This window comes from Pseudoalteromonas sp. 10-33, from assembly GCF_001469195.1.
In the GTDB taxonomy this organism is placed as follows: domain Bacteria; phylum Pseudomonadota; class Gammaproteobacteria; order Enterobacterales; family Alteromonadaceae; genus Pseudoalteromonas.
Genome location: NZ_LOFI01000023.1, coordinates 216,235 through 231,083 on the forward strand (window position 1 = coordinate 216,235; position 14,849 = coordinate 231,083).

15 protein-coding genes are annotated in these 14,849 nt (G+C 40.3%); 9 read left to right on the forward strand and 6 right to left on the reverse strand.

Annotation, left to right across the window (positions count from 1 at the left end):
- Window positions 1-25 precede the first annotated feature (25 nt).
- The 3 genes from tsaB to ATS76_RS11835 form a co-directional block, all read right to left on the reverse strand.
- A complete protein-coding gene (gene tsaB / locus ATS76_RS11825; protein WP_058552302.1) occupies window positions 26-727 on the reverse strand; it encodes a tRNA (adenosine(37)-N6)-threonylcarbamoyltransferase complex dimerization subunit type 1 TsaB in 702 nt (233 codons plus the stop codon).
- A gap of 9 nt (window positions 728-736) precedes the next feature.
- On the reverse strand, window positions 737-2,653 hold the full coding sequence (locus ATS76_RS11830) for an ATP-dependent DNA helicase (protein WP_058552303.1): 1,917 nt from the start codon (window positions 2,651-2,653) through the stop codon (window positions 737-739).
- Window positions 2,654-2,853: 200 nt separating this feature from the next.
- Window positions 2,854-3,480, reverse strand: a complete 627-nt coding sequence (locus ATS76_RS11835; RefSeq protein WP_235590931.1) for a transglutaminase-like domain-containing protein — start codon at window positions 3,478-3,480, stop codon at window positions 2,854-2,856.
- A gap of 187 nt (window positions 3,481-3,667) precedes the next feature.
- Between ATS76_RS11835 and ATS76_RS11840 the strand changes: the two genes are divergently transcribed.
- Window positions 3,668-4,618 carry a GlxA family transcriptional regulator gene (locus ATS76_RS11840; protein WP_058552304.1) on the forward strand — a complete coding sequence of 317 codons (951 nt, stop codon included), beginning with the start codon at window positions 3,668-3,670 and terminating at the stop codon, window positions 4,616-4,618.
- Between the two features lie 22 nt (window positions 4,619-4,640).
- On the opposite strand, the gene ATS76_RS11845 is transcribed toward ATS76_RS11840, so the two are convergent.
- Window positions 4,641-4,889 carry a hypothetical protein gene (locus ATS76_RS11845; protein ID WP_058552305.1) on the reverse strand — a complete coding sequence of 83 codons (249 nt, stop codon included), beginning with the start codon at window positions 4,887-4,889 and terminating at the stop codon, window positions 4,641-4,643.
- A 409-nt stretch (window positions 4,890-5,298) separates the two neighbouring features.
- On the opposite strand from ATS76_RS11845, the gene hisG reads away from it, so the two are divergent.
- From hisG to hisIE, 8 genes are read left to right on the forward strand one after another with little or no spacing between them, the layout of a single operon-like run.
- On the forward strand, window positions 5,299-6,198 hold the full coding sequence (hisG, locus tag ATS76_RS11850; protein WP_004586378.1) for an ATP phosphoribosyltransferase: 900 nt from the start codon (window positions 5,299-5,301) through the stop codon (window positions 6,196-6,198).
- 5 nt (window positions 6,199-6,203) lie between these two features.
- Window positions 6,204-7,505 (forward strand): histidinol dehydrogenase, encoded by a 1,302-nt coding sequence (gene hisD, locus ATS76_RS11855; protein ID WP_058552306.1) that lies wholly within the window; start codon window positions 6,204-6,206, stop codon window positions 7,503-7,505.
- A complete protein-coding gene (gene hisC, locus ATS76_RS11860) occupies window positions 7,495-8,604 on the forward strand; it encodes a histidinol-phosphate transaminase (protein WP_058552307.1) in 1,110 nt (369 codons plus the stop codon). Before hisD ends, hisC begins: the two co-directional genes overlap by 11 nt.
- Window positions 8,601-9,662: a bifunctional histidinol-phosphatase/imidazoleglycerol-phosphate dehydratase HisB gene (gene hisB, locus ATS76_RS11865; RefSeq protein ID WP_058552308.1), complete on the forward strand. Its 1,062-nt coding sequence runs from the start codon at window positions 8,601-8,603 to the stop codon at window positions 9,660-9,662. Before hisC ends, hisB begins: the two co-directional genes overlap by 4 nt.
- A complete protein-coding gene (gene hisH, locus ATS76_RS11870) occupies window positions 9,659-10,249 on the forward strand; it encodes an imidazole glycerol phosphate synthase subunit HisH (RefSeq protein WP_058552309.1) in 591 nt (196 codons plus the stop codon). The genes hisB and hisH overlap by 4 nt, the downstream gene beginning before the upstream one ends.
- A 33-nt stretch (window positions 10,250-10,282) precedes the next feature.
- The gene (locus tag ATS76_RS11875) at window positions 10,283-11,017 is read left to right on the forward strand and encodes a 1-(5-phosphoribosyl)-5-[(5-phosphoribosylamino)methylideneamino] imidazole-4-carboxamide isomerase (RefSeq protein ID WP_058552310.1); all 735 of its coding nucleotides are present in this window, start codon (window positions 10,283-10,285) and stop codon (window positions 11,015-11,017) included.
- Window positions 10,999-11,778, forward strand: coding sequence for an imidazole glycerol phosphate synthase subunit HisF (hisF, locus tag ATS76_RS11880; protein ID WP_006793443.1), 780 nt, complete (start codon window positions 10,999-11,001; stop codon window positions 11,776-11,778). The genes ATS76_RS11875 and hisF overlap by 19 nt, the downstream gene beginning before the upstream one ends.
- Window positions 11,769-12,383 carry a bifunctional phosphoribosyl-AMP cyclohydrolase/phosphoribosyl-ATP diphosphatase HisIE gene (gene hisIE / locus ATS76_RS11885; RefSeq protein ID WP_058552311.1) on the forward strand — a complete coding sequence of 205 codons (615 nt, stop codon included), beginning with the start codon at window positions 11,769-11,771 and terminating at the stop codon, window positions 12,381-12,383. The genes hisF and hisIE overlap by 10 nt, the downstream gene beginning before the upstream one ends.
- Before the next feature lie 496 nt (window positions 12,384-12,879).
- On the opposite strand, the gene ATS76_RS11890 is transcribed toward hisIE, so the two are convergent.
- Together ATS76_RS11890 and ATS76_RS11895 are read right to left on the reverse strand one after the other, a co-directional pair.
- On the reverse strand, window positions 12,880-13,419 hold the full coding sequence (locus ATS76_RS11890) for a cytochrome b (RefSeq protein ID WP_058552312.1): 540 nt from the start codon (window positions 13,417-13,419) through the stop codon (window positions 12,880-12,882).
- A gap of 16 nt (window positions 13,420-13,435) precedes the next feature.
- Window positions 13,436-14,443, reverse strand: coding sequence for a catalase family peroxidase (locus tag ATS76_RS11895; protein ID WP_058552313.1), 1,008 nt, complete (start codon window positions 14,441-14,443; stop codon window positions 13,436-13,438).
- Window positions 14,444-14,849: the final 406 nt, after the last annotated feature.

Consider the following 14,849-nt stretch of genomic DNA (forward strand, 5'->3'; position numbering starts at 1 on the left):
ATTTGCAAATTAACCTAACACGGTATTACTCGCGCCCCGGTAACTTTTTCCACGTTACAGTATCTCGAACATACTTTGGTTGGGCATCACTTGCTTGAACGCCCTGGCCTGCAATAAATGCTGCATCAACAAAGGCAAGCATAAAGCGTGCATCTGGTAATGTTATATCTGTATTAATCGTAATGTTTTCAAAGTTTGACAATGCATCAGGGTAAGTTTTAAAGCCAGTGCCTACTGCAACTGATGCTTCATTGGTTGTTATATATTCACTAGTTAAAAGCTCAGGCTTAATAACACACTCGTTATTAACTAATTCCATTAAACCATTATGTAATTTGTATTGTGCAAAGTAAATTTCACCCATGCGCGCATCTATGCTAGGAAAAACAAGTGTGTTGTTGTTTTGCTCATAGGCTTGCTGTGCCATAACTGCCAGTGTAGAAACCCCTACAAGAGGTAAATTAGTTGAATACGCTAACCCTTGAGCTATGGCCACACTTATTCTTACGCCAGTAAAGCTGCCCGGGCCTTGCCCAAAACCAATAACATCCAGTTCTTTTAATTTACAGTTTGCTTTGGTCAATAACTCATCAATCAAAGGTAGAATTTTTTGACTGTGCTGCTGTGGGCACTCTTCAAAATGATGAAATGTCTCTCCCTTATAATGTAAAACAAGTGATAGTGCTTCTGTTGAAGCATCAAGGGCAAGAATATTACTTTTGATCATTTTATTACTCTAATTAATTTGTTGTAAAAATGTATTAGCGACTTCTAAGCTTCGCGTACGACGCATTGCAGGCAAGCTTTTTAAGAACACTTGGCCATATTGTCGAGTCACTAATCGGTTATCACATATAACAAGTACGCCTTTGTCTTTGCTATCGCGTATTAAACGCCCTACACCTTGCTTTAATGCAATAACTGCTTGCGGTAATTGAATGTGTGCAAATGGGTCTTTGCCCTGCGTTTGGCAATCCTGCATTTTAGCTTGTAGTAAGGGGTCGTCAGGTGCTGCAAAAGGCAATTTATCAATAATAACACAGCTAAGCGTACTGCCTCTCACATCCACCCCTTCCCAAAATGATGCCGTACCTAATAAAACGGCATTACCATGGCGGGTAAATTTTTCTAAAATAATACGCTTAGACATTTGCCCTTGCATGTAAACGGGGTAGTCAATTTGTGTTGTAAGCCCCTCAGCGACTAAATGCATCATACGGTAACTTGTAAAAAGCACAAAACAGCGCCCTTGTGCTGACTTTATGAGCTCAAGGGTTAATTTAACAATAGCATGGGGCATATTATCAGCATGTGATTCTGGTAAGTATCTGGGTAAACACAATAATGCTTGATTTGGGTAGTCGAACGGGCTGTCGACCATCATGCTTTGCTCTGGCTTTAAGCCTAAGCTGGCATTAAAGTGGGTAAGCTTATTGTCGACCGACAGCGTCGCTGAGGTAAACACAAACGCAGCACCGGTATCTTGCATCATTTGCGCAAATTTTACAGACACATTGAGTGGTGTGATATTTATAGTTAAAAAGCGTCGTGTTGTCTCATACCAATAACTAAAACCAGTTTGTGCGGTATCAAAAACCCGTTCTAACTGCCCTTTAAATGCTAAAGCCCGTTCGAATGGATGTTCTATTTTATCGCTTCTGTCTAAGCACAGTTTTAGCACTTGATAAACAAAGTCTAAATCGCTGATAACGCGATGCAGTGCTGCACATATTTGCTTATCACTAAGCTTTTCTCGCCAATCTCCTCGACTACCATCTACACCAAACTGTAAACGTAAGTCAGCAACACTGGTTTCTAATTTATTTAAGCTTTTACCTAGTTGTAACATATCAGGAATTTCAGCTCGATATATAGCGCGTAAATCAGTAATTAAGTCCACCAGCTTTTTAGTACTCACACTTTCACCAAAGTAGTCGCTGGCAATTTCACTTAGTTGGTGGGCCTCATCAAAAATATAGGCGTCGGCTGTGGGCATCAATTCGGCAAAGCCACTTTCTTTAACTGCCATGTCTGCAAAAAATAAATGGTGATTAATAACAACTACATCCGCCTCTGCCGCAGTTAAACGCGCTTTACGTATGTAACATTCTTGAAAGTCTGGGCATTCTTTGCCTAAACAATTATCGGCAGTTGAATTCACATAAGGTAAAACTTTGGCGTCGTCTTCTATACCAATACAATCAGCTAAATCGCCTGATTGTGTTTCGCTTGCAAATTTTGCAACCATAGCCAGTTGATGCATTACATCGGGATCGTCTGTTGGTACATGCGCAACATGTTGATTTAAACGGTATGTGCATAAGTAGTTAGCACGCCCTTTTAGCAATGCCGTTTTTTTTGTCGCGCTGAGTGCTTTAACCAATTGAGGTAAATCACGATGATACAACTGCTCTTGTAGTGCTTTAGAGCCGGTAGAAATAATTGTTCTACCTTTAGATTTTAGGGCTGGCGCTAAATAAGCGAATGTTTTACCTGTTCCTGTGCCCGCCTCAACAACGAGTTGTGAACTGTTTTTTAATGCTTGAGCAACTGCGACAGCCATATCAATTTGTGGTTGGCGCGGAGTATAGCCATCAAAAGATAACGCCAAAGGGCCGGTTGCACTAAACAGTTGTTTGATAACAGCAATCACTTTTCAAAATAATAATAGTGTGATTTTACGTAAGGCTTTAACCAAGGGCAAGCAAATACAAGCCTATGCAAGGTATAAAACTACTATAGGTTTTGAACATAATTGAATAACATTGTCTGTTAATCTTTCCTATTCAAAATCAGGTTATGCTTTACCCAAACAAATTAGCGTATGTTTGAGCCCTTTTCGTTTATGTATTATTAAATATTGTTGAAATTAAGATTTAAATGTGGGTAATAAAACTCACAGTTTTGGTTAATAAACGCTGTTGGCATTGCAGCATAATGACCATGATCTTTTAAATATTCCATATGCTTTTTACCATCAGCGGTAAATTGATGAAATAAAGAGTGATTTAACCCGTCAAATTCTAGCGGTTTTATATTAACTAAGTCGCATAGTTCCTTGTTAAAGGCTGGGGTTGATTTAACCCATTTCCCTTCAATAAACTGCTCTACATAGGCATGCATTGTAAATACCTCATTTTTTAGTAACTCATCTAATTTAGGGGTACTTAAATGATTACGCACATCAGCTAAGCCCAATCGCGAAGGAATGTTACAAGCCCGGCTTAATGCTATTTGTAATGATGCTTTGGGAATACAGTATGCTGCTTTGTTGTCTAAGCAATAATCGCTACTGAGTGACTTTGCCCCATCTAAAAGTGTAAAGGGATCATATTTAATTCCGTCTCTTACAAGGTAATAAATTGAAACGGCCTTAGCGCGTTCCCCGCTGCCTTTTACCATTTTTAACCAGCTACTTATTTCATTATGCTTGCGATTAAAAAAAATATCATTTTGTAAGTACTGCTGCAAACCTGCCACCTTAATGAATATATTTATCGTAATTGCTTATATTTAAACTATATCTTTTAATAGTAAAAAACACTTTAAAACAACAACTTTAAAGATAAGTTAGTCTTTAAAGTATGTTTTAATGTTACTTGTACAAAAATTAAAATAATATGTCTGCACAGGTATTTATAACAGTCCGATTAGGCCAAATGAAATTTTGAAAAATATAGCAATTATTGCCTACGAAGGCTGCTGGGCCGTTAGCGTATTTTTAGCAAAAGATTTTTTTACTATTGTTTCTCTACTCGACTCGCATTACTCATTGCCTCAAAGTTATAACATAGAAATAATAACGACCGACGGTACACCTATAACAAGTTTGAGTAATTCACTGGTTGTTGCCGATAATTCGCTTTCTGACAAGTCATATGATTTGGTGATTATTCCGCCCATAGAAGGCTCTAAATTAAAAAATATGCCATTGGGCACTGACCTAATTATTGAGTGGCTAAAACCTAAAATACATAATAATACGTCTATTCTTAGTTTAAGTACTGGTTCATATTTTTTAGCAGCAACAGGTAAATTAAACAAAACGGTGATAGCTACTCACTGGAGTTTAGTTAAACCACTGAGTGGATTATTTCCTGATTGTGAATTTATTAGTCATAAATCGTATTTGAAAATGGGGAATATCTATACAACAGGCTCTTTTGAGGCGGGTATTAGCGTGCTTTTAGGTATTGTCGCTAAAGACAAAGGCGATCGCTTTTCTAAACAATGCGCTACTCATTTGCTTATTTCTGACTCTGGTAAGTTAAATCTTATTCTGCCTCAATTTAATAATCATAAAGACGAAAAAATTAATGAGATACAAGATTGGATTCATAACCATTCAAGTGGTTTAATCACCATAAATGAGCTGGCAAAACAATTTAATTTTAGTGAACGCAATTTAAAAAGACGATTTACACAAGCAACAGGAATATCAATCAATAAATATGTGCAAGAAGTACGGATAGATAAAGCCAAAAAGCAGTTATTAGCAACAGATAAAACAGTGAACGGAATATCAGAGGAAATAGGATATGAAAACAGTAGTTTTTTCTCTCGATTATTTAAAAAAAGTACAGGGTTAACCCCTGCAAAGTGGCGTAATAATGATTGAGTTACTTAGTTTAAATGATAATTTAAGCCCATGTATCTAGGTGTTCTATCCCATCATCGTCTTGGGTCACACTGTTTTTTTTGACTTGCGGCTTGGTTTGATCTTCTATGACACTGAGTTTTTTCTTCTTTTGTAATTCACGTTTTTTTTTGTTTTCAAGTTCTATTTTTTCGCTAGCAGTACTGCTTTGCACACCCGCGATATAAAATGCACCTTTTGACTCAAGTGACAATCGGGTAATTCTACCCAAGTAAGGTATCATCATATCCATAAATACATCCTTAAAGGCAAGCGCTTAGTTGTGAGCAAAAATCAAACAGTTGATATAATACAAACTTATGTCGTTATATCCATAGTATCGGCAGTTATAACTTATGCTTTAATTAAGCTAAAAAAAACTTGCTATAAGCATAGCTAATATGTTTTTATAGCTTTGAAAATTATTGAAACAGATTAAAGCTTAACGCTCACTAAACAGCGCTAAGCAAAATAGGATATAAAAATGCGCTTAAACCTGACAGCAGTACATCATCACCACCATTCACCGGAATAACCTGTCAGGTCTTTCGCTGAGAGGTTATTCCTAAAAGGAACCTCTGGCGATTCAAAACACATTGATTCATTTTCGCCCTGAGGTTCCCCTCGGGGTTTTTAGTTTTTAAATTAAAGGAAAATGAATAATGAGTAACACAAATCGTCTACGTATCGCCATCCAAAAAGGCGGTCGCCTGTCTAAAGATTGTCAAGATTTACTAAAGCAACTAGGTGTTAAATTAAACCTACGTGAACAACGCTTAATTGCACACTCAACCAATATGCCAATTGACGTACTTCGTGTGCGCGATGACGATATTCCGGGCTTAGTAATGGACGGTGTTTGTGATTTAGGTATCGTTGGCGAAAACGTACTAGTAGAAGTACAAGCAGAACGTGAACGCCAAGGTGTACCAAGCGAAGTTAGCAAACTAGCAAAACTAGACTTTGGTTACTGCCGCCTTGCACTTGCATGGCCACAAGAGCTTGGCCCACGTGATAAAAGCTGGTTTGAAGGCAAACGTATTGCAACAACCTACCCAGAAATTTTAACGCAGTGGTTAAAGCGCGAAGGCATTAATGCAAGCACTGTAATGCTTACAGGCTCAGTAGAAGTAGCCCCACGTGCCGGTCTTTCTGATGCAATTTGTGATTTAGTTTCTACCGGTGCAACGCTTGAAGCGAACGGCTTAATTCAAGGTGATACAATTTTAGAATCAAACGCCTGTTTAATTCAAAATAAAGATCTTCAAGATGAAGACAAATTAGCGCTAATCAATAAGCTTATGCCGCGCCTTCGTGGTGTTAAACAAGCAAAAGAAAGCAAATACATTATGCTACACGCGCCAAAAACTAAACTTGATGAAATTTGCGAAATTTTACCAGGCTCAGGCCAACCTACTCTACTTGCACTTGCTGGTAATGAAGAGTATGTAGCGCTTCACATGGTAAGCAGCGAAACATTATTTTGGGAAACAATGGAGCAGCTTAAAGCCCTAGGCGCTAACTCTATTTTAGTAATGCCAATTGAAAAAATGATGGAGTAAGTACCATGCTTCGTTGGAATGAGGAATCTTCACAAGTACAAGCAGCGGCGCTAATGCGCCCTGCGGTTTCTGCCAGCGCAAAGGTTGAAGCAATATGCCAAACAATAATGAGCGATGTTAAAGAGCAAGGCGATAAAGCCTTACTCGATATGGCTAAAAAGTTTGATAATAGAGCGAACCCTCGTTTACGTGTACCGCTTGATGAAATAAACGCATCAGAGCAGGCACTAAGCGCAGAGCTTAAATACGCAATTGACACCGCTTATTCAAACGTAAAACGTTTTCACAAAGCGCAATTGCCTAAAGATATTAAGTTATCAACCCAACCTGGCGTTGAATGTGAACTGAAATATCAGGCCATCGAAGCTGTGGGTATTTATGTACCTGGTGGCAGTGCTCCACTGCCATCATCGGTTATTATGCAAGGTGTACTTGCGCAATTAAGTGGTGCTAAAACCGTCGTACTTGCAACCCCTGTTCAAGGTAATGAACGTATTAACCCTGCGATATTATATGCTGCTAAGTTATGTGGCATTACAACTTTAATTGAAAGTGGTGGCGCAGGTGCTATAGCTGCAATGGCCTACGGCACTGAATCAGTGCCTAAAGTGAACAAAATTTTTGGCCCAGGTAATAGCTTTGTAACGATGGCCAAACAGCTTGTTGCGCAAACAATTCCTGGAATGGCAATCGATATGCCAGCAGGCCCTTCTGAAGTATTAGTTATTGCAGATGAACGTGCAAACCCAGAGTTTATAGCCGCCGATCTACTCTCGCAGGCAGAGCACGGCGCAGACTCGCAAGTTATTTTATTGTGTAACAGCGAAAGTATCATAGTGCAAACGCAGCAGGCACTTACACGCCAGCTTGCTAAATTAAGCCGCAAAGATACAGCCGAGCAAGCACTGGCTAATTCATCACTTATTTTAGTAGACTCTGTTGAGCAAGCATTTGACGTATCAGCGCAATATGGCCCTGAGCACTTAATTTTGCAATTAGCAGATTCAACACCTTATCTAGATAAAGTAAAAAATGCAGGCTCGGTATTTGTTGGCGACTACACGCCAGAGTCAGCGGGCGATTATGCATCGGGCACTAACCATGTGTTACCTACCTATGGTTACAGTGCAACGTATTCAAGTTTAAACTTGCTTGATTTTTTCCGCACTTACACAGTGCAAACTATTAGTAAAAGTGGCTTAACACAGCTGTCTAAAGCTATTTTGCCACTAGCAGATGCAGAAGGCCTTGATGCACACGCAAATGCGGTTTCAATTCGTTTAGAGGCAATTAAAAATGAGCAATGAGAGCGCACAAGCGACTAGCTTATTACCACAAAATATTGCAGGTCTTGCTGCCTATAGCTCTGCTAAAAGTGAAAAGCTAACAGGGTCAACGTGGTTAAATGCCAATGAAAGCCCGTACGCGAAAAATATTGAGCTGAGTATTGAAGATTTAAATCGCTACCCAGATCCACAGCCGCAATTGGTTATTGACCGCTATGCTGCGTATGCAGAGCTTGAAAGCGAAAACGTATTAATGACGCGCGGCGCCGATGAAGGCATTGAGCTTTTAGTACGCACTTATTGTGAACCAGCAAAAGACAGCATTGCGTTATTTTTACCAACATATGGTATGTACAAAGTTACGGCTGATACTCATAACGTTGCCATTAATAGCCTAACGCAAGCGCTATTACTTGATGGCAGTGTTAATGAAATAGTTGAGGCTGTGGGCAGCTCAAAATTGGTGTTTATTTGTAATCCAAATAACCCAACCGGTAGCATAACCCCGCTTAATAAAGTAAAAGCAATTGCAACAGCGCTTGCGGGAAAAGCACTCGTCATTGTTGATGAAGCCTATATTGAATTTTGCCCAGAGCAAAGCGCCACAGCACTTATAAACGAATTTAGTAATGTAGTGGTACTGCGCACATTATCTAAAGCGTTTGCACTTGCAGGCCTTAGAACTGGTTTTACACTTGCACAACAAAGTGTACTTGCGCCAATTCGTAAAGTGATTGCGCCGTATCCGGTATCGGGTGTGGTGGCAAGTATTGCAGCGCAAGCAATTGCACCTGATGCAATTACATCAATGCGCCGCCAAGTGACTATATTAAATAGCTTAAAAGCTAAACTTGTACAGTGGTTAAACGCCTCCCCTGCTGCATTAAAAATTCTCACTGGTGAAGGTAACTTTGTTACCTTAAAATTAGCCAATAAAAACTACTTTAAAGTAGCACTTGAGCAAGGTTTAGTAATGCGCGCGTTTACCCTATACGGTGAAGACGATTGGCTACGAATTTCAATTGGTAGTGAACAAGAGCTCGAACAAGTTAAAATCTGGTTAGATGGCTTACAAACGCCAGCTACCACCGCACCATTAGCAGGAAACGAAGTATCATGAGTAACCCCTATTTATTTATTGACCGCGACGGCACCATAATCGAAGAGCCAGTTACCGACAAACAGGTAGACAGCCTAGAAAAGCTCGCCTTTTTACCAGGTGTTATCCCGGCGTTGTTACAATTACAAGCCGCCGGCTATCGTTTAGTGATGGTATCGAATCAAGATGGCTTAGGCACAGACAGCTTCCCGACTGCTGACTTTGATATAGCACAAGATAAAATGATGGACATAATGCAAAGCCAAGGTATTAGCTTTGACGAGGTATTAATTTGTCCACACTTTGACGAGCAAAACTGTGATTGTCGTAAACCTAAAACAGGTTTATTAACTGAGCTGATGCGCTCTGGCAAAGTTGATTTAGCACGTTCATATGTGATTGGCGATCGCCAAACAGATATTGGCCTTGCACAAAATTTATGTTGTGAAGGTATTTTGTACGATGGCAGCTGGCCTGCTATTGTTACCAAGCTAACCACAGCCAACCGCGAAGGCCGTGTTACGCGTAACACCAAAGAAACACAAATTGATGTAGCCATAAACCTAGATCAAACTAAAAATGGCAGCATAGACACCGGCCTTGGCTTTTTTGATCACATGCTTGATCAAATTCGCACCCACGCCAACATTGGTTTAAACATTAAAGCCAAAGGCGATTTACACATAGACGAGCACCACCTTGTTGAAGACATTGGTATTGCCCTAGGTGTTGCGCTTAAACAAGCGCTTGGCACTAAATCGCAAATAGCGCGCTACGGTTTTGCACTGCCAATGGATGAATGTAAAGCAGAGGCACAAATTGATTTATCGGGCCGCGCTTCATTTGTATTAAACGCTAATTTTAGCCGCGAAAAAGCAGGCGATTTAGACGTACAAATGGTTGAGCACTTTTTCAAAAGCTTAAGCGATAATGCTGCTATTAGCCTTATTTTATCGGTGAGCGACGGTAACTGTCATCACCAAGTAGAAGGCTTATTTAAAGCGTTTTCACGTGCTCTTCGTATGGCAGTGGCACAAGACACGACCCAACAAACAGCCAGCTCTAAGGGATGTTTATGATTGCCATAATTAATACCGGTTGTGCCAATATAAATTCAGTACGCTTTGCGTTTGAACGCTTAGGCCAAACGCCAACAGTAATTACATCACCAGAGCAATTAGCGGGTTTTGAGCGCGCTATATTGCCAGGTGTAGGTCACGCGTCGGTTGCTATGAAACGCCTAGCAGATAACGGCTGGCAACAAGCTATAAATGAATACCAGCGCCCGCTTATGGGTATTTGTTTAGGTATGCAGTTACTGTGCGAAAGCACCGAAGAAGGTAACGTACAGTGCCTAGGTAAAATACCAGGGCAAGTAAAAGCGCTTGATGTAGGCAATTTAACGTCGCCGCATATGGGTTGGAATAACTTAAGCGTTAACAAAGAGCATGCATTAACTAAAGGGCTAACGCTTGATGAGCAAGTGTATTTTGTTCACAGCTTTGGGCACACCGTAAACGACGCCACACTAGTGAGCGGCGAATATGGTCAAACCTTTTCAGCCATTGTTGCTAAAGACAATTACGCAGGCATGCAATTTCACCCAGAGCGCAGCGCAAAAGTTGGCGCACGTTTATTACAAAATTTTGTTGATTGGCAGTTGTAAGCTGCCCATTAACTAACAAAAAAGAGATTATTTGTGATTATTCCAGCATTAGACGTATTACAAAATCAAATTGTGCGCTTGTACCAAGGTAAATACGACACAGCACAGTTTTACCCTTTCGAACTTGGCGCGCGTTTAAAAGAATACGCCGACAGTGGCGCAGGCAAGTTACACCTTGTTGATTTAGAAGGTGCACGCGATCCAAGTAAAAAACAGTGGAAACATATTCAAGCTGCAACCAAAGCACTTAACGTACCGTACCAAGTGGGCGGCGGTATTCGCTCAGAGCAAGATGTAAGTGATTGGCTAAAAGCCGGTGCAAACCAAGTTGTTATTGGTTCAATGGCAGTAGAAAAACGCGAGCAAGTAAAAGCCTGGATTGAACAATTTGGCGCAGAGCACTTTGTTATTGCCCTTGATGTAAATAAAACAGCCACGGGCTGGGCTCCTGCAACCCATGGTTGGTTAAGTGAATCTGAGTTTGGTTTACTTGAGCTTGTAGATTTTTATGTAAGCTTGGGCGTTATTGACTTTTTATGCACGGACATCAGTAAAGATGGCACCATGACTGGCCCATCGTTTGAGCTTTACGAAGATTTAACTCGCCATAACAGCAGCATTAAGGTGCAAGCTTCGGGTGGCGTAAGTTCACTTGATGACATTAAAAAACTTAAAGAGCTTGGCGTAGGTGGCGTTATTTTAGGTAAGTCACTACTTGATGGCGCATTTAGTGTTGAGGAGGCGTTGGCATGTTATCAAAACGCATAATCCCGTGTTTAGATGTAAAAGACGGCCAAGTAGTAAAAGGCGTTAAATTTAAAGGCCACGAAATAGTGGGCGATATTTTAACAATGGCAAAAGCATACAGCGATGCCGGCGCCGATGAACTGGTTTTTTACGAAATCAGCGCAAGTGTTGAAAAACGCCTACTTGATGTAAATTGGGTAGAGAGCATTGCCCGCCACATCGATATTCCATTTTGTGTGGCTGGCGGTATTAAATCGGTAGCCGATGCAGCACGTGTACTAGAGCGTGGCGCTGACAAAATAAGTATTAACAGCCCTGCTATTGCCCGCCCTGAGCTTATAAAAGAGCTACACGATGAATTTGGTAAGCAATGTGTTGTTGTAGGTATTGATAGCTTTTACGATGAAGTGACCGGCGAGTATTTAGTGTATCAATTAACCGGCGATCCTAATGCATCAAGCCGTACACGTTACAAAACCGAGGAATGGGTTAAACGCGTACAAGACTTAGGCGCAGGCGAAATTGTTTTAAACTGTATGAACCAAGATGGCGTACGTAACGGTTACGACAATGAGCAGCTAAGTAAAATGCGCGCATTATGTAATATTCCTTTAATCGCATCTGGCGGTGCAGGCAGTATGCAAGATTTTGTTGATGTATTTAAACAAAGCGAAGTCGATGGCGCATTAGCAGCAAGCGTTTTTCACAAAAATGTGATTAACATTGGCGAATTAAAACAATTTTTAACCGATAACCAAGTGGCAGCAAGACTATGCAAGTAACACAACAAAACCAAACTCAAGTAGATTTTGCTAAAAGCGAAATGATCCCTGCGATTGTTCAAGATGCTCGCTCTGGTGTTATTTTAATGCAAGGCTTTATGAACAGCGAAGCACTAAAGGCGACGCTTGAAAGTAACAAAGTAACCTTTTACTCGCGTTCAAAGTCACGTTTATGGACCAAAGGTGAGTCATCAGAAAACTACTTAAACGTAGTATCGGTGCATACCGATTGTGACTACGACTCAATTTTAGTACTGGCTAATCCAGAGGGCCCAACGTGCCACTTAGGCACACAAAGCTGCTTTGGCGATGATGCTAAACCAAGCTTAAGCTTTTTAGCACAATTAGAAGATGTCATTGTTGAGCGTAAAAATGATGACCCATCAAAAAGCTACACCGCTTCATTGTTTGCTAAAGACTTAAGCCGCAGCTGTCAAAAAGTAGGTGAAGAAGGTGTAGAAGTGGCACTTGCAGCAATGAAACATGACAACAATGAACTTACCAACGAATCGGCCGATTTGTTGTATCACCTCGTTGTACTACTACAACGCCAAGGGTTAGAACTCACTGATGTAGTTGCTTGCCTACAAGGTCGTCATAAGTAAATACAACGATTACTGTGTGCGCCATTATGTGGCGCAGATCGTTATAAAAAGCCATAATTTTTCTTTTTAATTCAGCCTCTCAATAGCATTTATTCTCTCCCTTAGGTACCCTTTAACTAGGGTCTGCTGACCTTTGCGGATTAATATTTGTTCAAACTAGGGGCGGTTTAATCGCGGCGCGAGGTTTGCAACCTAGTGGGCTCGATAACTGCTCCTGCGTTATTCTACTGGCTTACATCCATGTAAGAATAAGTAAAAACCGAGCAAAGCTTCCGCGTCCTGCTCACGCCCCTTACCTACATCCATGTAGGCAACAAAGAGTAAATCGCCTCTAGGCAGAACCCTTCGGGCAGCGCCTGTTTGGCATTGATGCTGCGTTATCGCCTATATATGTGGAACATTCACACTACTTAGGCTCTTCCTTGCCTAAATACCAAACAGACTGCTGCAAATTTAATCTAAAAAGGTCAACAGCCCCTAATTAACTTTGACTAAATTATTTATGCTTACCCGGTAACATAGAACCCAATACGCCATCTTGCTTTATTAAACCATGATGAAGTGCAGCGCTTACATGCATAAAAATAAACAGTAAAAATGCATAAGCAATTAAGCCATGTGCTTCACGAAAAAATGCATAGGTCTCAATATTTTTACTAACTAAATTAGGCAAAGTAAATATACCAAAAAAGCTCACAGAACGTTCATCAGCACTTTGCATTAACCAGCCTGAAATTGGCATTAAAATCATATACGCATATAAGCCCACTTGGGTTAAATTTGCCGCTAAAGCTTGTGCTTTAGGAACACTTTGGGGTAATACAGGGCTTTTATGCAGTACTTTATTAATTAATCTTATCGCCACTAATATCAGTGCTAACACGCCAAACGATTTATGTAGTTGTATAGCTTCTACTTGCCATACGGCTAAACTTTGTACCATCGATAAACCAAGAAATAACATAGAAAGTATAATTAATGCCATCGCCCAGTGAATAAGCATACTCGACGCTGAGTATTTAGTAATTGTGTTCATTGACTCGTTCCTGTGATTAATTATTTAAAAGTACTTCTTTAGCACGACGACGAAATGACTCTGCATACGCAGCGCCACGGGCACGTAAAATAGGATCGGCACTTGGCTCAATACCTGTTGGTAATACCAGCGGATCAAAGTTCATGTTTTCACATACCCCACCCTCTTGTGCCTGCAAGCGTGATATTACTAACGTACCGGCGTTAATGGTTTTGCGCGATTGTGGCCATAAAACAGTTGGGTTGTTTTCATTATCTTCTTCGGTTGCAAAGCTAAACAGCATATCGAACTTAACCGGAGACTGAGCTACTTGGTCTTTAAGTTGTAGTTGCAACGCATCTGGTGAATTATTATTAAGTGGTTGGATATTTTCATCACTTAATTGTGGTTTAGCAAGCCAGCGCATGGCATGCTTTTCATCATTCTCATCCACCAAATAAAACGCATTGATACTGTGGTATTGCTCAGTGGCAAAGCTACTGGTTGGCGTGTAGCTTGCTTTCCAGTTAATAAAAGCAGCACTTTCAGGGTGTGCTGCAAAAAACGCTTTAATTTTTTCTGGGCTGCGCTTTTTAGTCACCGGATCGGGTGAAAGTGCTTGTAGTTGTTTAAAAAACGCTTCTGGCGTAGCTACGGCCATAACCGGAGGCGTATTCATTGCCACCCGCCATTCTTGGTTATCATCAGTAGTTATAGAAAACGCTAAACTACGCACAGGAGCTTTTAAATCAGGTGCAGTTGGATTATTACCCGCAATAGAAAAGCGACCTACAAAAGGAGTGGCTCCTAAATCAAATACCTTCGCTTGCGAATACTTAGCAAGCTCACCCGTTGACTCAAAAGAGCCTGCTAAACAAATACCTTTTGCGTGTGCTCGGCGAAATCCCTTATGGGTTTTATCACCTTGCTGTAAATTAACAAAACGCTGTGCAGTCACTGCGTCACGATTAAATGCGCCAGTAAAATACAAAATAGTCAGGGCAAATAAGCTAATAATTGCTATTAAGATGATTTTTTTACTCATGGTAGGATTTGACCTCGTATGATTATTTTTTGATGACTATGTTGGAATTTTTCACAGTTAAAATTACCCGTGAAAATAATGGCTAACCATTGCTGAGTGATGCTTTGAGTTGAAGTGTTTTTATCAAGCAATACCAACATCATTCTTACAAGACCGCTCCTAAGCAATTAATATTTCAATTTAATTTGTAAAAAGTACAGTTTGTGGTTTTAATACTACATAGCTAATATTTTAGGCGTCTGCTTTTAAAATGCTGATTATTAATTATACTTAGCCCACCATAAAGCAAATATTAAGTTGCACTTTTGGTGCTTTCTACAAAATCATACAAATTAAAACAAAACGGTACAGCAATAATAAACTATAGAAATTACAATGTTATTTATTGCCTACTACCTTACTGCTT